This is a genomic window from Vagococcus sp. CY53-2 (genome assembly GCF_022604695.1).
Classification (GTDB): Bacteria; Bacillota; Bacilli; order Lactobacillales; family Vagococcaceae; genus Vagococcus.
On sequence record NZ_JALAHP010000001.1, the window covers coordinates 124,197 to 148,613 of the forward strand.

General features: G+C 34.2%; 20 protein-coding genes and 1 pseudogene. 15 read left to right on the top strand and 6 right to left on the bottom strand.

The genetic code is table 11. The annotated features are described in order from the left end of the window. Positions 1 to 8: 8 nt before the first annotated feature. From sufD to MN581_RS00715, 5 genes are all read left to right on the top strand, one after another. Positions 9 to 1,298 carry a Fe-S cluster assembly protein SufD gene (sufD, locus tag MN581_RS00695; protein WP_241698941.1) on the top strand — a complete coding sequence of 430 codons (1,290 nt, stop codon included), beginning with the start codon at positions 9 to 11 and terminating at the stop codon, positions 1,296 to 1,298. Beyond that, complete coding sequence (locus MN581_RS00700) at positions 1,299 to 2,531, top strand: cysteine desulfurase (RefSeq protein ID WP_241698942.1); 1,233 nt, start codon at positions 1,299 to 1,301, stop codon at positions 2,529 to 2,531. Further along, positions 2,518 to 2,991 carry a Fe-S cluster assembly sulfur transfer protein SufU gene (gene sufU, locus MN581_RS00705; RefSeq protein ID WP_117972200.1) on the top strand — a complete coding sequence of 158 codons (474 nt, stop codon included), beginning with the start codon at positions 2,518 to 2,520 and terminating at the stop codon, positions 2,989 to 2,991. Before MN581_RS00700 ends, sufU begins: the two co-directional genes overlap by 14 nt. A 14-nt stretch (positions 2,992 to 3,005) precedes the next feature. Next, the gene (sufB, locus tag MN581_RS00710; protein ID WP_117972201.1) at positions 3,006 to 4,400 is read left to right on the top strand and encodes a Fe-S cluster assembly protein SufB; all 1,395 of its coding nucleotides are present in this window, start codon (positions 3,006 to 3,008) and stop codon (positions 4,398 to 4,400) included. 210 nt (positions 4,401 to 4,610) lie between these two features. Next, positions 4,611 to 5,243 (top strand): hypothetical protein, encoded by a 633-nt coding sequence (locus tag MN581_RS00715; protein WP_117972223.1) that lies wholly within the window; start codon positions 4,611 to 4,613, stop codon positions 5,241 to 5,243. Between the two features lie 68 nt (positions 5,244 to 5,311). Here the strand turns inward: MN581_RS00715 and MN581_RS00720 are convergent, their stop codons facing one another. The 4 genes from MN581_RS00720 to MN581_RS00735 form a co-directional block, all read right to left on the bottom strand. Continuing rightward, the gene (locus MN581_RS00720; protein ID WP_241698943.1) at positions 5,312 to 5,506 is read right to left on the bottom strand and encodes a hypothetical protein; all 195 of its coding nucleotides are present in this window, start codon (positions 5,504 to 5,506) and stop codon (positions 5,312 to 5,314) included. Positions 5,507 to 5,645: 139 nt separating this feature from the next. Further along, on the bottom strand, positions 5,646 to 6,941 hold the full coding sequence (locus tag MN581_RS00725; protein WP_117972225.1) for a DUF4041 domain-containing protein: 1,296 nt from the start codon (positions 6,939 to 6,941) through the stop codon (positions 5,646 to 5,648). A gap of 210 nt (positions 6,942 to 7,151) precedes the next feature. Beyond that, positions 7,152 to 8,678 carry an acyl-CoA synthetase gene (locus tag MN581_RS00730; protein WP_241698944.1) on the bottom strand — a complete coding sequence of 509 codons (1,527 nt, stop codon included), beginning with the start codon at positions 8,676 to 8,678 and terminating at the stop codon, positions 7,152 to 7,154. A 120-nt stretch (positions 8,679 to 8,798) separates the two neighbouring features. After that, positions 8,799 to 9,275, bottom strand: a complete 477-nt coding sequence (locus MN581_RS00735; protein WP_241698945.1) for a DNA-deoxyinosine glycosylase — start codon at positions 9,273 to 9,275, stop codon at positions 8,799 to 8,801. A gap of 143 nt (positions 9,276 to 9,418) precedes the next feature. Between MN581_RS00735 and MN581_RS00740 the strand changes: the two genes are divergently transcribed. Next, entirely contained in the window at positions 9,419 to 10,213 is a 795-nt protein-coding gene (locus tag MN581_RS00740; RefSeq protein ID WP_241698946.1) for a helix-turn-helix domain-containing protein, read from the top strand. Between the two features lie 445 nt (positions 10,214 to 10,658). Here the strand turns inward: MN581_RS00740 and MN581_RS00745 are convergent, their stop codons facing one another. Both MN581_RS00745 and sstT read right to left on the bottom strand, forming a co-directional pair. Beyond that, positions 10,659 to 10,835, bottom strand: coding sequence for a hypothetical protein (locus MN581_RS00745; protein WP_158559342.1), 177 nt, complete (start codon positions 10,833 to 10,835; stop codon positions 10,659 to 10,661). Between the two features lie 108 nt (positions 10,836 to 10,943). Then, positions 10,944 to 12,188, bottom strand: coding sequence for a serine/threonine transporter SstT (gene sstT, locus MN581_RS00750; RefSeq protein ID WP_241698947.1), 1,245 nt, complete (start codon positions 12,186 to 12,188; stop codon positions 10,944 to 10,946). A 343-nt stretch (positions 12,189 to 12,531) separates the two neighbouring features. On the opposite strand from sstT, the gene MN581_RS00755 reads away from it, so the two are divergent. From MN581_RS00755 to MN581_RS00795, 9 genes and pseudogenes are all read left to right on the top strand, one after another. Further along, complete coding sequence (locus MN581_RS00755) at positions 12,532 to 14,868, top strand: DNA translocase FtsK (protein WP_241698948.1); 2,337 nt, start codon at positions 12,532 to 12,534, stop codon at positions 14,866 to 14,868. 837 nt (positions 14,869 to 15,705) lie between these two features. Beyond that, positions 15,706 to 16,068 carry an LPXTG cell wall anchor domain-containing protein gene (locus MN581_RS00760; protein WP_241698949.1) on the top strand — a complete coding sequence of 121 codons (363 nt, stop codon included), beginning with the start codon at positions 15,706 to 15,708 and terminating at the stop codon, positions 16,066 to 16,068. Further along, a complete protein-coding gene (locus MN581_RS00765; RefSeq protein ID WP_241698950.1) occupies positions 16,058 to 16,873 on the top strand; it encodes a WxL domain-containing protein in 816 nt (271 codons plus the stop codon). The genes MN581_RS00760 and MN581_RS00765 overlap by 11 nt, the downstream gene beginning before the upstream one ends. A gap of 42 nt (positions 16,874 to 16,915) precedes the next feature. Next, positions 16,916 to 17,716, top strand: coding sequence for a WxL domain-containing protein (locus MN581_RS00770; RefSeq protein ID WP_241698951.1), 801 nt, complete (start codon positions 16,916 to 16,918; stop codon positions 17,714 to 17,716). Positions 17,717 to 17,830: 114 nt separating this feature from the next. Further along, entirely contained in the window at positions 17,831 to 18,928 is a 1,098-nt protein-coding gene (locus tag MN581_RS00775) for a DUF916 and DUF3324 domain-containing protein (protein WP_241698952.1), read from the top strand. A 23-nt stretch (positions 18,929 to 18,951) separates the two neighbouring features. After that, positions 18,952 to 19,623: a hypothetical protein gene (locus MN581_RS00780; RefSeq protein ID WP_241698953.1), complete on the top strand. Its 672-nt coding sequence runs from the start codon at positions 18,952 to 18,954 to the stop codon at positions 19,621 to 19,623. A 309-nt stretch (positions 19,624 to 19,932) separates the two neighbouring features. Continuing rightward, a pseudogene (locus tag MN581_RS00785) lies at positions 19,933 to 20,197 on the top strand (transposase); the annotation flags it as partial. Positions 20,198 to 20,260: 63 nt separating this feature from the next. Next, the gene (locus MN581_RS00790; RefSeq protein WP_241698954.1) at positions 20,261 to 23,083 is read left to right on the top strand and encodes a MucBP domain-containing protein; all 2,823 of its coding nucleotides are present in this window, start codon (positions 20,261 to 20,263) and stop codon (positions 23,081 to 23,083) included. A 33-nt stretch (positions 23,084 to 23,116) separates the two neighbouring features. After that, positions 23,117 to 24,184 carry a DUF916 domain-containing protein gene (locus tag MN581_RS00795; RefSeq protein WP_241698955.1) on the top strand — a complete coding sequence of 356 codons (1,068 nt, stop codon included), beginning with the start codon at positions 23,117 to 23,119 and terminating at the stop codon, positions 24,182 to 24,184. Positions 24,185 to 24,417 lie beyond the last annotated feature (233 nt).

Here is a 24,417-nt window from a genome sequence, read left to right on the forward strand (position 1 = left end):
CAAGATAAATGAAATCTGCAAATGTAACTGATTATCTTGACGACGTGACATTATTTTCAGCTAGTCAGGAAGAACCACAATGGATGTTAGAACGTCGTAAAAAGGCGTTAAATAAAATCGATGACTTAGAATTACCAGCAATCGAACGAGTCAAATACCATCGTTGGCCTTTAATGAATGTTGGCGAGTTAAACAATGAAGTGATAAATGAAGAAATCTTGCCTTCTTTTACAGAACTAGAAGATAACCCATTAATCATTCAAGGTCGCACGACAACTTATTTTGAACAAATGCCAGTCGAATTAGCTGAACAAGGCGTGATTTTTACTGATATTTTTACCGCAATGAAAGAGCACAGCGACTTAGTTGAGAAATATTTCATGACAAAAGCTGTGCCAAGTGACGAAGACAAATTAACTGCGTTCCATACAGCCTTTTTAAACGGTGGGGTATTCTTATACGTGCCAAAAAATGTGGTTGTAAAAGACGCGTTTGAGTCATTATTTTATCACCAATTAAACGACAGCAGTGCCATGGTAAAACATGTCTTAATCGTAGCGGATGATAATAGTGAGCTAACTTACTTGGAAAGATTCCAATCAGTTGGCGAAACAGCTGAAAAATTAGCAGCAAATATCGTGGTTGAAGTGATTGCTAGACCAGGAGCAAAAGTAAAATTTGCTGCGATTGACCGTCTAGGCAAAGAAGTCAACACATACTTAAATCGTCGTGGCTACATTATGCGTGACGCGAGTGTGGACTGGGCGTTAGGCTTAATGAGTGACGGAAATGTTGTCGCTGATTTTGACTCAGAACTTGTGGGCGAAGGCTCTCATGCGGAAGTGAAAGTTGTTGCGATTGCAACAGGTCGTCAAATTCAAGGAATCGACACACGTGTAACAAATAGAGCGTCACATTCAATTGGTCACATCTTACAACATGGTGTGATTCGTGAGAAAAGTACGTTAACCTTTAACGGAATTGGTCACATTATCAAAGGGGCAAAAGGTGCAGACGCCCAACAAGAAAGCCGTGTGTTAATGTTATCTGATAAAGCTCGTGGTGACGCGAACCCGATTTTATTAATTGATGAATTTGAAGTAACAGCAGGACACGCAGCAAGTGCTGGTCGTCTTGACCCAGAAGAATTATATTATTTAATGAGTAGAGGACTTCCTCAAAAAGAAGCAGAAAGATTGGTAACACGTGGATTCTTAGGGTCTGTGATTACGTCAATCCCTGTTAAATCTGTTCAAGAGGAGTTTGTTCAAGTAATTGATAGAAAGCTGGCTGATTAAATGACTGTATCTAAACGCAAACAAGATTTTCCAATTCTTTTTCAACAAGTAAATGATGAGCCACTTGTCTATTTAGACAATGCCGCGTCAACACATGTGCCAACACCTGTGATCAATGATTTGGTTACGTATATGCAAACCAGTCATGCGAATGTGCATCGTGGTGTCCATACATTGGCAGAACGTGCGACAAGTCAATATGAAGCAGCACGAGAAACCGTACGAGCATTTATTGATGCGAGTAGTGTGAAAGAAGTGTTGTTTACACGAGGGACGACAACAGGACTAAACTGGGTGGCACGTTCACTTGGTGAGTTAGTTGTTGAGCCAGGTGATAAAATTGTGATTAGTCGCATGGAACATCATTCAAACATTGTACCGTGGCAAGAATTAGCCAAACGCAAACAAGCTGAACTCATCTACATTGATTTGACTGAAGACGGTGAGTTGGATATGGCTGATGCGAAAGAAAAAATCGTATCAGGTGTGAAAATTGTGTCGATTGCCCATGCATCGAATGTCTTAGGTGTGGTCAATCCTGTCAAAGACTTAGCAAAACTGGCTCATGAAGTCGGTGCTGTAATGGTCGTTGATGGCGCGCAATCAACGCCACACATGAAGATTTCAGTACAAGAATTGGATTGTGACTTTTATGCCTTTAGTGGTCATAAAATGTGTGCGCCAACTGGGATTGGTGTGTTGTATGGCAAACAAACTTGGCTTGAAAAAATGTCACCCATCGAGTTTGGTGGTGAGATGATTGATTTTGTCTATGATGATTACAGCACATGGGCAGAGTTGCCGTATAAGTTTGAAGCCGGCACACCGAATATTTCTGGGGCGATTGGATTAGCAAGTGCGATCAAGTATTTGGAAGAAATTGGTTTAGATACCATCACAAAACATGAACAGGAATTAGTCGAGTATGTGTTGCCAAAATTACTAGCAATTGACGGCTTTGAGTTGTATGGACCAAGAGAAGCGAGAAAACATACTGGTGTGATTGCCTTTAACATTAAAGGCGTGCACCCACATGATTTGGCAACCGCACTAGACATGCAAGGCGTGGCGATTCGAGCGGGACATCATTGTGCTCAGCCATTGCTTCGCTATTTGGCTGTTCATTCAACAGCAAGAGCAAGTTTTTATTTTTACAACACAAAAGAAGATGCTGATTCATTAGTTGAATCAATCATCGCTGCAAAGGAGTTTTTCTCAGATGGCTTTATCTAGATTAGACAATCTTTATCGACAAGTTATTTTAGATCATACCAATCACCCACACAACAAAGGGGTATTGGATGAAGCGACTAGCCAAATTGAATTGAATAACCCAACGTGTGGGGATGTGATTCAATTACAACTTGCGATGAAAGATGGGGTAATTGATGAGATTGCCTTTGACGGTCATGGCTGTTCAATCAGTATGGCAAGTGCCAGTATGATGACTGACGCGGTAAAAGGAAAAACCGAAAAAGAAGCCATTGAAATCATTGCCGACTTTTTAGAGTTGGTGCAAGGTGAAAACATTGGTGAGAAGAAAAAAGTCTTGAAAGATGCTCAAATGCTAGGGGGCGTGGCAAAATTTCCTGCGAGGATAAAATGTGCAACACTAGCGTGGAAAGCATTAGAGCGTGGGATTATTGAAGACAATCAAACGGTTGTAACCGAAGAATTACATAGTGAAGAATAAGGAGTGTGACCCAAGTGAGTGAGGTACCACAATTAGAAGAGTATAAATTTGGTTTTCACGACGATGTGCAACCGATCTATACAACAGGTGAAGGATTAACAGAAGAGATTGTTCGCGCGATTTCGGCTAAAAAAGAAGAACCAGAATGGATGCTTGAGTTTCGTTTGAAATCACTGGAAGCATTCCACAAAATGCCGATGCAAACATGGGGACCAGATTTATCTGACATGGACTTTGATAAGATTAACTATTATCAAAAACCAAGTGATAAACCAGCCCGTGATTGGGATGATGTGCCAGATAAAATCAAAGAAACCTTTGAACGTATCGGGATTCCAGAAGCAGAACGTAAATACTTAGCTGGAGCGAGTGCGCAGTATGAATCAGAAGTGGTATATCATAACATGAAAGAGGAATTCCAAAAATTAGGAATCGTCTTTACTGATACAGATACCGCATTAAGAGAGTACCCAGATTTATTTAAACAATATTTTGCCTCTTTAGTGCCACCAACTGACAATAAATTAGCAGCATTAAACTCAGCAGTATGGTCTGGTGGAACCTTTATCTATGTACCAAAAGGCGTGCGAGTAGATGTGCCACTACAAACATACTTCCGTATTAACGCTGAAAATACTGGACAGTTTGAGCGTACGTTGATCATTGTTGATGAAGGGGCAAGCGTGCATTATGTGGAAGGATGTACTGCACCAACTTATTCAAGCAATAGTTTGCATGCGGCGATTGTTGAGATTTTTACCTTAAAAGATGCGTATTGCCGTTACACAACCATCCAAAACTGGTCTGACAACGTGTATAACTTAGTAACAAAACGTGCTCGTGCAGATCAAGGAGCAACAGTGGAATGGATTGATGGAAACTTAGGGGCTAAAACAACAATGAAATACCCTAGTGTTTATCTTGAAGGAGAAGGCGCGCGTGGAACGATGTTATCTGTTGCGTTTGCTGGAGCGAATCAAATTCAAGATACTGGGGCAAAAATGATTCACAACGCACCAAACACATCAAGCTCAATTGTTTCTAAATCAATCGCTAAAGATGGTGGAGAAGTGAACTATCGTGGACAAGTAACTTTCTCTAAACAAAGTGAAGGGTCAATCTCACATATTGAGTGTGACACGATTATTATGGATGAATTATCGAAGAGTGATACGATTCCATTTAACGAAATCCACAATAGTCACGTGGCATTGGAACATGAAGCCAAAGTATCAAAAATCTCTGAAGAACAACTTTACTACTTGATGAGTCGTGGTTTGTCAGAAGAAGAAGCGACAGAGATGATTGTCATGGGATTTGTGGAACCATTTACGAAAGAATTGCCAATGGAATATGCCGTTGAATTAAATAGACTGATTTCATATGAGATGGAAGGGTCTGTGGGATAATCATAATATTTAAGCTAGAAACGTTGATATAATAATGTTTCTAGCTTTTTTGTTTGCCTTCATTTAAGAAATACTATCTAAAAAACTATCTATTTGTTAGAAGCTTAAGTATTGAGATAGTTTTTTACTTATTATGCGAGTTTATAAATGTATCTGAGTGATAAGTGTTTTAGAAATATTATCTGCTATAATAGTTATTGAGGTGGGGAAATGGATATTAATTCAGTATTAAATTATTTAGGTGGAGTAAGCTTTTTAGTTTGGATTATCAAATCTTTTGTTGATTATTTAAAACAAAAACGAATATTAACACAGCAAAAAAATATGTCAATTCAAATAGAACAAATGAAAAGTAAACAAGATAGCCTTGTTTTTATGTCAAATAAACAATATGAAAAGGAATTTGAAATCTATCTGGAATTATTCGAATCTCTAGCTAATTTGGACAGAAGTTTGGAAGAAATGTATGGATTGTTAGTCTATTTAAATAAACCTTATGAATCAATATCAAGTTTAATCATTACCAAAAAATTAGATAGTTCTATGAATAATCTAAATCTAGCTTTTATAAACGTCAGAAGAATTCAGATGAGATACTCACCATTTTTTATCGTAAATATTAAAGATGAATTATTAGAGATTAGTATTAGTGTTGATAAGACTTCTAAAAAATTAATAGAGGAGATTATGATGAATGAAAAATCAATTGAAAGAATTGATATAGTTGAATGTCAAAAGAGTATTTTGAAAAGTATCAACATCTTAAGAGACTGTCATGAAAGAATTAGTACTGAAGTGAAAAGCTATTTGAACAATCTTAAGGTTAAAGAGATAAGTTGGTAACATGTATATTTTTTAAGTCTAATAATTCAAACAGCAAAACACCATATACTGATGCTTTGCTTTTTATTTTAATTTACGGTTGTTAATTTATTAATAATTTCATTTTCTAATTCTTTTTGGTTAGTTGCAGTCATTTCATCTGATGTTCTAATAATAACTGTACCAACAACAGTATATCCACCAGCACTAAGAATACCACCGTCAAAACCTGTTAAGTAATCATTTCTTTTAGTTGCTTCTTCGACTATTTTATAAACTTCCACGCATCCACCAGCAGAAGTTCTTTTGTCTATTACATCAGTACCAAAGACTTTATTTTGATCAACGAGAGTACTTGAAAAATACACAACACATGTATTACTTTATCATATAAATACTCAAAAGGGTAAAAAACATACATTATTAATAAGAATGGTTATCTTGTATTGAATCCCTCGACTGCATATACTCCTCTGCTTCAGGATATCTCGTGAAATCAATTGTTAAAGTTTCGTATTCTTTTAATTTTTGCTCAATTAAATCAATAGAGCATCTAAAAAATTCTTTTCGATTATTTACTTTATTAATACGATAATCATGGAAATAGTCATGAAGTTCGGCTTCAAGTTTGAAGGCATCATAACTAAATATAAGGGCATGAACATCAAATTTGAAAGGGACTGATGCACTACTTAATTCGTTGATTCGCTCTAGTGGCTCCAATCGTCTAGTTACCCCAATTTTAAAGACATCTTCACCAAAAGCTCCGATGTTACTAATAATATAAACGTAACCAGCATAAGCATGTGCATTTCTATAATCTAACTCATTTTTTTCTTCTTCTTTGTTTTCAATTTGTTCCTGTAATTCAGCAATTTGTTGTTTTAAAGCGTCAATTTCTGCTTGATCATCGTTCTTTTTCATTTTTGATTCTAAATCTGAAATCATATTATTGTAGTGGGTTAAGTCTTTATCTATTATCTTCATTTTTGCGTTAATCTCTTTTTGTAACGCTTTTTCTTCACGCTCTTTTTCACGCTGTAGTTTTAATTCTTCTTTTTCTTCTTGTTTCTTTCGTTCGTATTCATATGCGAGATACATTTCTTGTTTTTTGATTTCTAGATAGGCTGGTGATATAGACAATTGGTTATTTTCATTCATTTTATTAAGCTGTTGGTAGGACGTTTCCATTCTTTTTTTAGAAGCATCTAAGTTGTTGTATTTTACTTTCATAATGATGGTTTCACACTCATTATTGAACGAACGCAGAATTTGTTTAATATTGTTATTCGTCATTTTTTTACCTTCAGCAGCACTTCCATTAACTGTCCATCCATCAAAAAAATTGACAGCAGTCTTATCTTTAATCATTTGTTTTTGTGTTGCTCGAACTTCAGTTAGTTTGTCTTTATACAAAAGTGATGAAGCAAAATTATATTGTGGTTCATACAATCCCCAATTTTGCGCGTCAATTGTATTATTCAACGTATTTAATTCGTTCTTTTTGTCCATAATTTCAGCACCCAACTGCAATAATTTATTATTTAATTCTACTTCGGTGCGTTTTACTTTTAATACCGCGTCATCAAGTTTGTTCACTTCAATGGTTAAATCTTCAATCATCGTTTGCTTTTCTATAATCGACATAGATTCAATGGAAAGTTGTTTCTTTTTGATGCGACTTAATTCTTCTGAACGATTATCTAATCTCTTTTGCATTTTTTTATTTTCATCTATTAATCGTTCGTTTTCTTGTTTTATTTTTTTGATTTTAAAAATATCTAAAATAGCGATAGTTAACTCCTCCTATATTACTAAAGATATGATTGTATGATTATATCACATCAAGTAGGAGAGAAATGACTATAGCTAGAAAATTATCAAAAATAAAAAACGTTAGACATGTTTTCACATCTCTAACGTTTTTTCCTACTCCTCCTTCAACCATCTCTCCAGTAATAATCTCTGTACTTTCATTGTGGCGGTATGAGGTATCTCGTCAAATGTTTTGATAATGGGCTCATTTAAATGAGGGAGGTCGGCTACTTGCAGCCACCACGCGTCCCAATCCATTTCTTTTCCAGGAACAACAGCTAAAACAGGTTGAGGAGAGTTATCTTTTCCACGCACAATCACGACTTCTTCTAAGAAATCTAAGGCATCTAATAAATAATCTTCCAGTGCAAGAGTGCTATCAATGTTTTCAATCAAATCGACTTGGCGATCTTTTAAGTATAAGTGACCACGCTCGTCCATCATGCCATAATCGCCACTATCCCACCATTTACCATAAACATTTTCTTCGAAACGAGCGTCTTCTTTATAATAAGTTAACGCACGTCCTTTTGATAAAAATTGAATGTGTCCATCTGTCATGACAGGTAGCAGTGTGCCATTTTCATCGGTAATTCTGGCTTTTGTTAATCCTTCAAGTCCAACGCCCATATCACGAGCATCAGAGTCTTTTAGTGAATTAATGGTGTGCGAACGTAAAATCATTGGACCGCATTCACTTTGACCGTAAACTTGTAAAAAGATAGGGTCATTTTCTTTTGACGCGTTTAAAAAGGCTAACATAGTCGCATTGTTTATTGCATCAAATGTCGAATGATAAAACTTAATGCTAGTAAACACTTGAGGTTTTTCTTTTGCCAGTCTTGCCCATTGGACGAAATTATTTGGATGAGTTTCTAAAGCAATAGGTTGGTGTGTTGTTAGCATGTCTTCCACTCGTTGAGGTGTAGCATTTGCTAGCGGCATCATAGGAAATCCCATACTCATCAAAGAAGAAACCCCAATATTAAAACGAGAGTGAACAGGTGAGATGTGAAACGCGACCAATTCTTTTTTTGAAATATGAGTAAAAATTTCTCGTTGCCATTTAGTTCGCCATCCCATTGAGTGATAAGAATGACAAATCAGTTTTGGTATACCCGTTGTGCCAGACGTGTGAGTCATGTATGCTATGTCATCTTTGCCCAACTCTTCTTGCGATACAGGTTGTGCTGGGGCGTTTAATAATGTCTCTAATGAAATCTTTTTATCATGTGAACTGTTTTGCACGGCTCTTACATTAACATCAGTCATATCATCAAATAAAATAAATGGATTTTCTAAACGCTCAACAAACACGCTAATGGTTTCAGGCGGTAAATGGTAAGACACCATGACAGGTATCGCACCAAGGAAGGAGGCTGCGACAGCAAGTAAATACGTATCAAACTTAGGACTTTTATATAGGATGATTTTATCGCCTTTTTTAACACCTAAATGGGCTAACTGATAGGCTCTTTTTAATATTTTGTTATGGCTGTCTTTATATGTTGTTTCTAAGCCAAGTGAGGCAAAAGCTGGTAGTGTTTCATCAAAAATAATCGGAATCGTCGGCGTTTTTTCGGCCGCCTCTTTGTAGTTGGTATAAAGATTTAATGGTTGGTAATCAAGTATATTTTTCAAATAAAAAAACCCTCTCAAAATAAATTGTGCAAGTTTGAACAATTGCTGAATTATCTTATCATAAAATGACTTTATTTTCTATGGTTAAAAAATATGGTTAAGTAAAGAATTTTTTATTCTTTATCTCACCATCTCCAACGCCTCATACCACTGTTGTCTTCTTTTTTTCATATACCCATTCGCAGCGCCACTCGTTGAAATACAAGGCATGATGGTTATATCCGGAAATAACTGATTTTCTAACACTTCCTCATAGGCTTTTTTACCATTCGTGATAATTAATTGAATATTCGCTGTATCTAAAATTTCACTAAAATCATTTAATTCCGCTGTTTTGATAGACGTATCTAAACTCCCTCTGCGCTCAAATAAATGATACACATCCCACAAGCCGATATGGTGATTTAATAGTAACGCTACTCTTTTGTCATAGTCTGTTTCAAAGGGGACATTAAAAAAAGCAAACATCATTTTCCAAAACTGATTCCCATTGTTACCATAATATTGTTGTTTCTTTAATGACATCTCACTTGGTGCACTGCCTAAAATCAGTATACTTGTGTCTTCATTGAAAATCGGATCAAGTCCACGTTGCATAAAACATGCCTCCTTTTTGTGATTTAGTTCATCGTAAGATAAAACTAGTCATAAGTAAATCTTAGCAAGTTAAAAATATGAGTGACAGAATCCATTTCTCAAACGTTTATATAGGTGTAGAGAAAAATATGGAGGATGAGATGATGACAACACAACCAACTTATTTTGCGATTATCCCAGCTCATGTGAGATACGCTAAAACGATCAGTGCTAATGCCAAACTGTTATATGGAGACATTTCTGCTTTATGTCATCAACAAGGGTATTGCTGGGCAAGCAATGATTATTTTGCCAGACTATATGATGTGAGTAAAACGTCTATTTCAAAATGGATTAACCAATTAAAAGAGCAAGGCTTTGTGACAGTGGAGTTGCATTATAAAAAAGACAGTAAAGAAATCGACAAGAGGCATATAAAAATTGTTGAAGAGCCTATGAAACCAAAAGAGCTCACCCCACCAACGAATGTGATTACCCCTATTGAAGAAAAGTTTAAAGAGAATAAGACAGTGAATACTAAAAAGAATAAAACAATGAATAAAAAGTATCAATATACGGAAGAGCATATGAGATTAGCAAAAATGTTACACATGAATCTATCAAAAGATTTTCCAAAAGAGATGAGCAAAGTTAACTTAAATGATTGGGCAAGTGAGATGTACTTGTTAAATAGGCAAGATGGCGTGAAAATAGAGGACATAGATCACATGATTAACTGGTTAACAACCAATGATTTTTGGTCTCGTCATATCAGGCATCCTAAAAAGTTAAGAGAAACATTTGAGCGACTTGTTGTTGAAAGTAAAAAAGGTAAGACAACCACATCAAAAACAGAAACATTGCCTGATTGGTTCAATCAGTCGATAAAAGACACTCCAGCAAGTGAAGAAGAGATGGTTGATATTAAGCAAAAAATACTGGCCTTTCAAATGAGTTAAAAAAACAGACTAACTATAAAAGCCAGTCTGTTTATTAAGTGTTTTTTGTTGATGCTTTTTAAAAGCAAGGATAGCAGTCGCGATAGTGGCAATGATAACAGTTTTTTTCTTCATAAAAATCATCCTTTCAAATAAATGATGGCACTAAGTGGACGGTAGGATTCGAACCTACACCTCGGTAAATAGAGAACAAACACACGTTTAGACTCTTAGAGTGAAAACACCACGTTCGCCCACATATAAGCAAGAGCTAGAAATAAATGAGTTTCTATTGCTCTAATAAAAATTCAAAGTGTTGAATGACTATCTCTCTCTTTGAACTGTCTTAATCATACAAGCTAAACCTTAAATGAAACGTAAAATAATAAGAAGTATTTATGAACAAGTTTAAGAAAAGATAAAGAGTGATGATAACAAAAAAATAAACCTTCCAATCATTGGAAGGCTACAGGCGTTTAAATGTAGTGATAAAACCATTTTCAGACCAGTCTAAAATATACACAGCTTTGTCATGAACATCATAGATTACTTTTTCAGTTCGATCAGTTAAAAATGGTGCAACTTTTGTATCATCCATTTGGGATGCTTTAAAAAAGGTTATTAAACTTTCCTTAGTGTGCATTGTAGCATCATTCGCCTTGTTAAAGGCAGATTATTATTGTCTATTTGTTTTTAGCGCCTAAATTTAAATCATAAAAAAACTCCCCCAACTTTTGAGGAAGTTTTTTTATTAAAGTAATTTTCTAGCTTCTCTGACACATTCATTTAAATCAATTGTCTGACCAGATTTTTGCTTATCATAAAATTCCGCTGTTGCTGCAAACAACAAATCAGCCGCTGAATTAAGGGCTGTTTCAACAGAGTCTTGGACAACTCCAATGATAAATCCAATTCCAACAACTTGCATGGCAATATCATTTGAAATATTAAACAAGCTACATGCTAGTGGGATAAGAAGTAAACTTCCTCCAGCAATACCAGAGACACCAGTTGATGAAATGGCTGCTAATAAACAGAGTAGAAAAGCAAGAGGAAACGGAATATCCATTCCCATTGTATGAGCCGCTGCTAACGTCATGATTGAAATCGTAATCGCCGCACCACCACTATTAGCAGTTGCTCCTAGTGGGATAGAAATAGAGTATGACTCTTTATCTAATCCTAGTTTCTCACATAATTCCATATTAATTGGAATATTAACAACTGAACTACGTGTAAAGAAAGCAGGAATCCCACTTTCTTTCATACAAAACATTGTTAATGGGTAAGGATTTTGTTTGAGTAGTAAAAAGACCATAAATGGGTACACAATAAATGACACAAACAACATCGTTCCAACTAATAATAAAATTAACTTACCGTACTCGGCTAGTCCTTTAATTCCGATTTCAGAAATAGAATTAAAGACTAATCCCACAATCCCAATGGGAGCTAGTTGAATAATAATTTGAATGACTTTAGAAATGGTATCTGAAATATCTGACAGGACATTTTTTGTGACGTCTGCTGCACTTCTCATACCCACACCAATAACTGCTCCCCAAAATAGTAGAGACAGGTAGTTACCCTCGATAATGGCTTGAACTGGGTTCATGACAGCTCCAATGATAATATCAGATAAAATATTCCATAAATCATCTGGTGTTTGTTGTTCGACAGCTACATCAGGTAAAACCAATTTTACTGGGAATAAGTCTGAGGCAAACACCGCAACTAAGGCAGCAATAAAAGTCGCACTCAAATATAAAATAATGACGGTTCGCATATGCGTTTTAATGCCTTTTTGTTGTTTAGATAATGAATCGATAATGAGGAAAAAGACTAATAAAGGGGCAATTGCCTTCAAAGCCCCGATAAAGAGATCACCTAGTAGTTTAATCCAAGTCCAGGAAGGTACTAACATCCCTAAAATTGCCCCGACGACAATCCCGATACAGATTTTTTGGATTAATGATAACTTTCTAATCTTTTTCATATTGTTCTCTCCTTTTTGTAATATTAATATAATATACTGTAAAATACGATGAAAATAAACACTTGTTTTGAAATTAATTCACATTTTTTTCATTTTTTATTATATTGTATAGAGTTTTAATTTGAAAACAGCATAGGTTAACACTGGGTTACTTGATGTTGCTATGACAATAAAAGCTAGTTTATTGTGAGTTAAACTAGTTAAGAAAAGATGTATCAATTAATTTATTAAGGATCTATGAGAAAAAGAAATAGGTACGAGTGTTTGTTTAAAAAAATAAAAGAACAAGAAAAACTAAAACAAATATAGTATAATATCACTGATGACTTAAAGGAGAGAGATTATGGCGAAAAAGAAAACAAAACGAGCGCCTACTAAGAAGCAAAAAGCACAACAAGAGCGAACAACTTATTTTCTAATTGGTGTGTCATTTATCTTATTTGGCATTTTAGGTGGGTTACGATTAGGATTTTTAGGGATGTTGATGACAAACGTCTTTCGCTTTTTTGTGGGAAACTTGCATCTAGTAATGGCTCTTTATTTAATTATTTATGGAGCACTTTTGATGTTAATGGGAAAAGACCCTAAATTTAAACGAAAAAGTTTGGTAATAGGTCTATTAGTCTTTTTTCTAGGATTATTGCTATTTATTGAAATTGGCTTATTTAAAACGATTAGTCGTGATACAAACATCCTAGCCATGACATGGCAAAAAATTTCTTCTGACATAAAAGCAAATAGTGTCACGCAATCAGTTGGAGGAGGGATGATTGGAGCCCTTCTTTATACCGTAACGTACTTTTTAGTGTCTAAGGCAGGCTCTTATGTGGTTGCCTTTCTAGCGATGGTCGCAGGTGTGCTACTTGTTTCTAATATCGGTGTGTCTCAAGTCGCTGATAAAGTAGTTGATTTTGGTGGTCAGTTTTTTCATTCACTAAAAGAAAAAAAGCAAGAGCGAGAGGAAAAAAAAAAACTGAATAAGAAAAATCAGTTAAAAGTTTCAGAAAATAAACCCAAAGAGACAAAAAGCAAAGAAAAAAAACAACAAGCGCCCTTAATGAGTGATGATGAGGCAGGTGAGAAAGAACAACTGACCTTAGAAATTGATAGTTATCAAGATCATTATAAAAAGCGTGATCAACAACAAACCGTTGCAAGACCTAAAAAGGGATCAACAGAAAATAAAACAGGTGAACCCGAAAAAGAACAGCCACTCTTTTTTGATTTACCAGAAGGTGAAGAAAACGAAGATTATGAATTACCACCAGTTGAATTATTAAATGATATTCCGCTCACTGATCAAAGTGCAGAATACAAATTAGTTGAAAAAAATGTTAAGGTATTGGAACAAACATTTGATAGTTTTGGTGTGGATGCCAAAGTGGTGCGCGCAAGTCTTGGGCCCTCTGTGACTCGGTTTGAAATTCAACCAGCTGTTGGGGTGAAAGTCAGTAAAGTCGTTGGATTGACCGATGATTTAGCCTTAGCTTTAGCAGCGAAAGATATTCGGATGGAAGCGCCAATTCCTGGGAAATCATTGATTGGAATTGAAGTACCAAATCAAACAACCAGTATGGTCTCATTTCGTGATGTGGTTGAGTCAGAAAACAATCATGATGAGTTATTACTTGAAGTGCCGTTAGGGCGAAGTATTTCTGGTGAAGTGATGACGGCAGATTTAACGAAAATGCCCCATCTATTGATAGCAGGATCTACTGGTAGTGGAAAATCGGTTTGTATTAATACAGTCATTTCGAGTATTTTAATGAAGGCTAAACCCCATCAAGTTAAAATGATGATGATTGATCCGAAAATGGTGGAATTAAATGTCTATAATGGTGTGCCGCACTTGTTGACACCTGTTGTGACAAATCCTAGAAAAGCCGCTCAAGCACTGCAAAAAGTGGTGGAAGAGATGGAAAGACGCTATGAATTGTTTGCGGGCTTTGGCGTGCGAAACATGAATGGCTACAATGATATGGTGAAAAAACATAATCAAACGACTGGAGAAAACAAATCAAGTTTACCTTATATCGTCGTTATCGTTGACGAGTTGGCTGACTTGATGATGGTTGCAAGTAATGAAGTGGAAGATGCCATTATTCGATTAGCACAGATGGCAAGAGCGGCTGGTATTCATATGATTTTAGCTACTCAACGACCAAGTGTGGATGTTATTACAGGAATTATTAAAGCAAACGTCCCTTCACGAATTGCCTTTGCTGTATCAAGTGGGATTGATTCGCGAACCATTATTGATAGTAATGGGGCGGAAAAATTACTTGGTCGAGGAGATATGTTGTTTGTTCCCGTGGGTGAAAATAAACCCATTCGTGTACAAGGGGCCTTTATATCAGATGAAGAAGTTGAACATCTTGTAGCATTTGTGACCAATCAACAAGAAGCAGATTATCAAGAGAATATGATGCCATCAGAAAATACTGCAACAAACGGTTCTACTGCTGATTTGGATGAGTATTTTGATGAAGCCAAGGCTCTTATCATTGAAATGCAAACAGCGAGTATCTCACTTCTTCAACGACGTTTTAGAATTGGTTATAACCGTGCCGCTCGACTCATTGATGAATTAGAAGAACAGGGAGTCGTTGGTGCGTCTGAAGGAAGTAAACCACGTAAAGTATTAATGACTTATAGCGATGACAACACAGCAGAAGAATAAGAAATAACCAGTCTCTAATTAGAGACTGGTTATTTCTTATTCTTCTGCTGTGTAAGGGGTTTTATATCATGTGTATTATGTTAGATAATAGATATAATTCAATAATATCTATTGTAAATAACCATCTTTTTATAGAATAATTTCTAATAAAATTCATAAAAAATTTGTTTTTTCAACATATATTAACTATAATGGGCATGAAGCCGTTCATTTAATTTTTAAAACAACTCTAGGTTCTATTTAATGCTTTTTTATGTTAAAAAAGATTGATTAATTGGAGGAAAGGGTGATAAACTAGCGATTAACTTATCATAGGAAGGATAAACCATTTGTTACTTCTTTGTATTCATGCTATTTTGGTTTGAATAAGCATGTCAATCGGTTGGCAAGTCAACATTAAGAAAGTATCAGCATTGAAAAGTAACGTATATTAATATACGCTAGAAATAGGAATCAGTTTAGTCATAATATGGATATATAGTGTCATTTATTTATGATTCATAAACTGTTTTGTAATTCCTACGTGCAAAGTATAACATTTATACATCGTTTTATTATGTACGTTATTGAAGTTTAAAGCTTTTCAATAATAGGTTATTCGTTCCCCTATGAAAGAATTGGAAAAGTTATAGTGTGTGATATTGGTCATTATTAAGTCATAATTATTGCTAAATCGCAATAGGGATGATACGGCTGTTCGCTATATTTTTAGTAATAAAAAGGGTCATGTGCTATAGTAAAGTATAACTAGGCTCTTCAGGTGGTGCCTATACTAGGCAATATGCCGAAGAAATCACCTGTAAAATTATGGAGGGACAACCTTAAGGAGATGAAAGGATGACAAAAAAAAGGAATCATTTTTTAATCTGTTTGTTGGTTGTGCTAATGAGTATTTTAACTAAACCCTATATGGTATTAGGGGATTCCACTAATGGTCAGGTGGTTGTACCTAGTGAAATATCTTTTTATGAAGATAATAGTGACTCGACCAAAGATGAACCAACATCTAGCTCGTCCATTAAAAAAAATACTTCAAAAAATAACACAACTCAAACTGATAAGACAACCAATAAAGGGATATTACCTCAGACTGGTGAGGCTATAAAAAATTATGGTCTGATTGGTGTTGCTATTGTGATAGTTGTTGTTATGTTATTCTTTTTACGAAAACGTAGAAAGGACGACCATTATGATTCATAAAAAACAGAAATTACTAAGTTGTTTAGTGGGTGTTTGTTTGATTAGTTTATTTTGGGGAACTTTGGTAAGTGCTGATAGTGATTTATCCAATAATGGGTCAGTTAGTGTTGAAGTATCGGATAAAACAGATCCTATTGATCCTGAAAATCCAAGTAATCCTGGAACGCCAAGTAATCCAGATGATAATAATTATTCAACAAATGGTAGCTTGAGATTTGATTTTATTTCTCCATTGAATTTTGGAGCTAATAAGATTACTAAAACAAACCGTAAATATGCTGCATTAGCGCAACCATTTAATGGAAATGTAGATGCCCGTGCTAACTATATCCAAATCACAAATCACCAAGATTCTACAGCTGGATGGACACTTCAGGTAAAACAAAATCGTCAGTTTACTAGTGTCACAAAAGATACTCGTCTTGCTGAAGAATTAAAGGGAGCGGTATTGTCTTTGGATAAAGGGTGGGCCAATTCAATGAGTGATAGTCGACCTCCTGTCGTTACAAGAGAAACGATTGCAATTAACGAAATGGGAGTAACATATGAAGTGGCATCAGCCAAACCAAATGAAGCACGTGGTACATGGGTTATCTCATTTGGGGCATCTGACAAGAACACTAAGAATCAGTCGCCAACGTTGTCACCAGCAGTGGATGACCATAATAATCAACTTATTGATGAAAAAACAAAAAAACCATTGATGAGAAATTCTGCTGTGACGTTGACTGTCCCTGATTCGACAACGATTCAACCTGTTTCTTATGAAACAGAATTAACATGGGTGTTAGGTAAATTACCTTAACATATATATAGATATATATATAAATTTGGGAGGAGAAATATCATGAAAGCAAGAAAAATTTATTCATCAACTTTATTGGCAGTATTAGGAGTATCAACTTTAGGCGCTCCATTATTGGCATCAGCTGAGGCAACATCTTTAACATCTAAAGGCTCAGTAAAAGTGGAAGAAGGTACTGCAGGTGGGGAAGACACAAAAACAGTCGATCCAGAAAATCCTGGTGAAAATTTACCAGATCCAGATCCGGATTCACCAAAGGAAAATAAAAACCCTGATACAGGAACTCTTGTTATTGAAAGAACAACCGATTTAAACTTTGGAACAATCAAAACATCAGCAAACGATGTGGAAGCTTTCGCAGAACCAGTAACATTTAATGACAAAGCTAAAACGCGTGGGGCTTACGTACAATGGGCTGACGTTCGTGCAGGAGGGACTTACGGATACACAGTAACAGCCGAATTAACTAAACAATTTACTTCAGGTGAAAATGTGTTAAAAGGTTCACTTATTGATTTTTCAAATGGTCTCATAGCATCACAAACACAAGATAATGACGCTACCGCTGCAAGTAAAGTAGTACCATCAAACGTTCAAACAAGTTTTACACTGTCTGAATCAAGCGGAGCACAAACAGTGGTAACAGCTGCTAAAGAGGAAAAAGAAGGTAAAGGTCGTCTTACTATGGAATTTGGTCAAAGTAAAGACTACAAAACTCAAGGCGAAGAAGCAGCGACAGATGACAAATCTGTTAAGTTAACTGTCCCAGCTGCAACAGCAACTGACATGGTTAAAGGCGATTATGAAGCTGAGGTAACATGGAAAATTGTCGCTGCTGAGTAATATTATCATGTTAAAATACAAATAAAGAAAATCTGTCAAAGTCAGTGTCGAAACTGGCTTTGACTTTATGTGTTTTTAGAAACAAATAAAATAATGGTAGATGTGGGGTTTGTTATGAGGGGAAAATTACGAGTCAGTCAAAAATTAGTGATGATATTAAGTGTTATGTTATGCATGATGATAGGATGGTCGCATGAAGCCTCTGCTGCAAAGGCAGAATCACCAACCGGTTTTAATTATAAAATCAATTATCCGGATAATCAAACTGATAAAAGTTTAGGTTATTTTAAATTAAACATGGAGCCTGGACAGGAACAAAAATTATCTATTACTTTTAATAATCCAAGTAAAGAAAAAATATCTGTTTCTGTAAAAATAAACAGTGCGAAAACCAACCAAAATGGGGTTATTGAGTATGGTGTTTCAACTTTAGAAAAAGATGCCTCATTAAAATATGATTTAAAGGATCTTTTAAAAGGCCCAGAAAAAGTTGAGTTAGCAGCAGATGCTACTAAAACAGTAGAATATACTGTGAAAATGCCTGATGAATCATTTGATGGTGTCATATCCGGTGGAATGGAAATACAAAAAGAAAATCAAACAGGGACAGAATCTAATGAAGGTGGTACCAAGATTGTTAATAAGTATGCCTATGTTGTAGGAGTGGTATTACAAGAAAATGATAAAGATGTACCACCTGAATTAAAACTAAATAAGGTAGGAGCTGGCCAGTCTAACTATCGTAATGCGATTTTTGTTAATTTTTCAAATATTATGCCGTCTTATGTTAATGACATGACGACAGAAGTTAAAATCATGAAAAAAGGTAGTGAAACCGTTCTTTATGAGAAAAAACAAACGGCGATGAGAATGGCACCTAATTCGTTTATCAACTACCCAGTTAGTATGAATGGTGAACCGATGAGTCCTGGAAATTATGAAGCAGACATTTTAGTGACGTCTGGTGAGAGAAATCAAACGTGGCATTGGAAGAAAGAATTTGAAATTACTAGTGAAGAAGCAGATAAATTTAATAATAGAGACGTAGGATTGGTCCAAGAAAAAGGATTTAATTGGAAATTAGTAGCAATTATTGTACTAGGTCTGTTATTATTAATTATAATCATTGTGTTGTTGATACGTAGAAAAAATAACAAAGATAAAAAATCTAAAAGTAAAAAAGGAAAGAATAAGCGACGCAGTAAAAAATAGATGAGTTATAGGGGTATAAAGATATGGTAGAATATTTGGAATGGATTTATATAGGGACATTATCGATTGGAAGCTTATCTGTGATAGGGTTATGCTATTTTATTTTTCGTTTAATCTCATTGCGTAAAAATTTAAAAACGTTAGATAAGAGTAAACCTAAAGGTAAAAAAGCAAAAAGAAATAAAAAGCGACAAAAGATAGCCTTAAGCAGAAAAAAACAGTCTATTCTTATTTTATTTATTGTATCTCTAGTCTCTTCACTGATATTTTTTGGAAGTTCAGCTTATATTAGATACTATCAAGCAATGAATTTAACGCCAGAAGATTCTAAATCAATTGTCACTTCTTATTATTTGATTCGAGATTTTGAAGATCAATTAAATTTATTAAAAGATAAAAAAGATGATCAAACGAAATTAGAACAAAATATTCGTCAATTATCAACCTCAATGGCAAGTTATGGTACCAAAAAGGCAAATACCCTAAATTCAGTAGATGGACAATTAGTATTAAATCGATATTACAATTCAGTGAAACAGTTGGGGATGAATGCCAGCACCCAAACGAAAAATTTTTATGGTAATAGTGAATTAGTGAATCAATTTTTAAAAGACATTCAGGGAGCAAAAGATTATGAAGGGGATGTCTTCAAGTATTATAAAGTAGATAAAGCTGTTTTGATAAAAGGAAAATAAATAAAAACGTTTGGTAGTTATACCAGCAAAATCACTTGGAAGATCAATCTTAAATGTTTATACATGAAGTATTCTTAATAATATTTAGAGCATAGATAAAGTATTGATACCTATCAATACTTTGTCTTTTTTTATAATATAAATCAAAGGAATATATCAAAATAAGATAGAAGTAAAGGCTGTCCATTTTTTATACTAACTAACTCTCAACAAAAAAGATTAAAAAAATAATTAGCAAACAAATTTATTATGCGTGTATTTGATAAATATGTGCTTTATTGTTACAATAGGTTCGTTGTATTAGATATTAATAGGGTGATAGTGAAAGATAGAAAGGAAATCTAAGATGCTTTTAAAGCCGTCTATCAAGCTATTTCAAAAGAAAAAGCAATTGAATAAGTAACTTTTATAACAGATAAATGGAAAAAACAGTATTCACGAGTTGTCAAATTCTTCATGAATCTTGCTGTATTAACTCTTTATAACCTTCCTTCCTCAATCAGAAAGACCATCTACTCAACTAATTTAATAAGCAATTAAAAAATATACAAAGAGAACAGAACAATTTTCTGATGGATTTTCCATTTACACAAAATTCTTAACGCAACCATCAGTGTCTTTGAGAGGAGTTATATAAATGAAAAAGTTTGAAACAATGATGATTAAGATAATATTTTTAATGAGTATGTGTTTTTTTAGTGTCCCTTTAGTGACTCATGCTGAAGATTGGGAAAGTATTACGCAACTCCCCGGTATGAATTTAGTAGGAGATGGGTATGATCCTCCCAGAATACCTGGAGAGTACGCCACTATTTTTCGGTACAGACCAGATGTGACGTATGATGTTGTTGGGTCAAATTCTAATGATGTTCATTCATATGAAGGTGGGGGAAGCTATCGTTTTTACGATAGAGATAATCAAACAGAAGAGAAAGATGGTCAAAAGCATTATGTTCAATTAAATAATATCGCTATATATAACGGAGAGTATATAGATTTACGTATCAACGTGGAGTCTCTTACCGGTCCTAGTGCTACCAGACATATTCAAATATATACTGTGAGAGGCGGCATTGATTTTATGAGAATGAATACTCGACCATTTAATACTCAGGCTAAAATAAGATACGAATTTTTAAGGCATGGTACGGAGGAAAAAATTCCTTATCAAGGGATGTGGAATTATAGACGAGTTAATTACAGGAAAACAGTTGATTTAAATCCAAATTCTATCCATTCTATGTATACCAGTGCTGATACAGAGTTAATTTACGACAAAGATTATTTACCACTATATAGAATTGTGGGAGAAAGCGGTGGTGAGAATGAACAACAAACTTTTTCCATCCTTTTTGACGCACCTAAAGGTATGTTAAACCAAGGTATATTTATTAAGAATACAGGTGTGGGTTATTTAAGATATGATAGTGCTCCTGTTACAGAAGTCGAGTTACCAACTCCGCAAATTGTAGGGGAAGTAAACGAGACTTATCCAAAAGTAAATTATAAAGTCGTACAAGATGTTCCAAAACAGGAGAAGGATACATGGTATCCAAAAGATTATAAAATGTTTATTCAGTTAAATAAAGGAATAGATATTGACAGTATAGACATAACGGCTACAAACCAAGATGATAGAAATGCTGATTCGTATTTTACCTATGAGAAAGACGCAAAAAATAATCAAATTATTGTATCAGCAAGTGATGCTACTATGTCAAATGATAACTTTGTTGATAATGCTTATTTCTTTGCAATTTCTGGAAAGATAAAGGATAGAAAAGATTATAAGTCTTTATATAAAGATAATTATTACAATATTCCCGCTACTGTATTTTATGAAACGCAAAAATATAATAGTGTGTCTAAATCATCTTCTGCTAAAACGAGAGCCATTATTGAGGCAAAAGCAAAAGAGCAATTGGTTGCAACACATTCCAACACATCGGATTGGGTGAATCAACCTATTGAGACATTCTTTTCAGATATGGTAGGGGCTTTTGATACGGATGATTTGAAGATTAAGTCTGTTGAAGAAAAAACATTTACGACAAAAGCATCTGGTCAAAAAGTGGCTTTTGTGTTGCAAGGAAAAGAATCAGGTGTTGAACTAGCTATTGATGTACCAGTAAAAGTATTAGATGAGAGAACCGTTAATTTAAACTATGTTGATACAAAAGGTGAGAAGATAGCCGATACAGTAGTAAAAAAAGGTTTAGAAGGCTTAGAATACGATTTTTCTCCTGAAAATAAGGAAATAGATAACTATCATTTTCTTGAGGTTGATAGTAAATATGACAAGGAAACAGGGACATTCCCAACAACTAATAAAGAATTAACGATTAACTTTGTTTATGAATTAAATCAGCAAAGAGTAACCATTAATTATAAAGATAGTGATGGAAAACTATTATATAAACAAGAAGAAAAACAACTCGATATAAATAAAGACTACAACATAGAATCTAGAGAGCTTCCAGGTTATCTGATTAAATCAGTTAAAGTTAATAGTAAAGAAGATGAATTAACTCAACGAAATGGAGTGACTATTTCATTAAGTAACAGTCCTGTAGAAATAGATTTTATTTATACACCAAATCATTTTTCTCTACTATTGACTTCGAACATATCTGATGTGACACAACATCATGATGTCGCGTATCAACTATCGATCAAGAGTGGTGTTGAAGATAATTCAGAATTAACTAGCACGACTTATGTAAATACGGCTATTCAAATAGAGATTGATCCCAAATTAGAAAACATACGTGATATTGAAGTATTGAATAAACGTGGTGAAATAGTAGGGAATGGTCAATATAATAGTGAGACATCTAAAATAGATGTTAGTTTAACATCAGATGTACCAAATACAGAAGACATTGTAGTAAACTATTTAGGAACGGTCAGTCTAGATGCTAAAACAGGCGATACTATCTCAACAAACGCTACGATGTCATCTAATTATTTGATGTATGGTAACTCCTTTACGATTAAAAAAGAGGCTAAAGAATTAACTAATAAAATTATTGGTAATCTAGGTCTAATATCTGCACCGAAAGAGGTTGATTTTGGGACATTTGTTTATGAAGCAAAAGACACGGTCATTAAAAATCCTAAAGTTGACAATTCTTTAGTGGTAATGGATACAAGAGATATGTCATCTAATACTGGTTGGACATTAACAGCCCAATTAATTGAACCACTTAAAGATAGTGATGGTGTCTTGTTAGATAGTAAGTTAACTTATTTACACGATAATCTTGAAAGTGAGTTAGGCATGGATCCAGTCGAAATTTATAACAATCAGTCAAAAGAACAAAAAAGAGTCGATGTTACGAGTGTTTGGGAGAAAAATAAAAAATATGGTTTACAACTTAAGATTAATGCCAACTCCTCTCCAAAACCTTCTGAGTATGAAGGGAAGATTAGATGGGCTTTAGTAGCCGGTCAGCCATAATAGGTAAAAAATGAGTGTAAGGGGGTATAGCTATTGAAAAAATTAACATTATTATTAAGTTTAAGTATTTTGTTTTTTGTTATTCCTTTAACATCTCTAGGACAAACATCTGATTCATTACCATTAGGTTTTAGTGTAGAACCTAGATTTCCTAAGAATCAAATAAATAAGGATATTGATTACTACTACTTATTATTAAAACCAAATGAACAGCAAAAAGTATTAATAGATTTAACCAATACTAGTTCCGAAAAAAAAACAATAGATATCTCATTGCATTCCGCTAAAACAAATTCCAACGGCGTCGTAGAATATGGTGATTCTAAAATAAAAAAGGACGATTCTTTGAAAAATGATTTCACTCATATTGTCAGTGGTCCATCGAGTGTAGAATTAAATCCTCAAGAAAAAAAAACGATAGAATTAACGATTAAGATGCCTAAAAAACAGTTTGATGGCGTAGTATCTGGTGGTATCCAATTTATGGAAAGAAATCAAAATAGAAAAGATCGGTCAAACAATAGAAAAGAAGGCTCAGTCATTTTTAATGAATATGTATATATCTATACAATGGTGTTAAAAGAGACTGAGGTACCAGTAGAACCAAAATTAATTTTTAAAGGGATAGAGTATTTAGATAATAAACTTTATGTGAGTTATTCTAATGTAGCAGCAACCTATTTATATCATATGGATGTTGACATCAAGATAAGTAAAAAAGGTTATACCACTGCATTGTACGAAAAGAAACAATCCAATATGAAGATGGCACCTAATTCTAATATTACTATTCCAGTGGAAATTTTAGATAATTATCTTGATTCTGGCATCTATACTGCGAATATTTCTGTAAAAAATCAGGATGGTATAGAAGAAAAATGGCATGAGGATTTTGAGGTTGATAAAGGTTTAGTAAAACTGTTGGGAGATAGTAATTCAACTTCTTCTCGTCATAAGAAAAAAAGCCATACCCTTCTTTATTTATTATTATTTTTTATCAGTATGGTCATATTAATCGTCTTTTTTATTTTTAAAAGAATGGTAAAAATGAATTCCAAAACGTTTTTAAAGAATTCGTCTAAAAAACGTAAAGGTAAGTAACGTATTATAAAAAGATAATAGATAAAAATTAATTTGTTTAATTAGTAGGAAAAAGACCTAGAAGTGAGATATCTTCTAGGTCTTTTTCGTTAAACTAAACGTTTTTATTTTTTATAAAATTGAATTTTAGTGATATGTCATATAAGTATCATTGTCTTTTTTTTAAATACCTATTACAATGTAAGTATAACATTTAAGCATAATAACTGATTGTTAAGTTTATTAAATGTTAT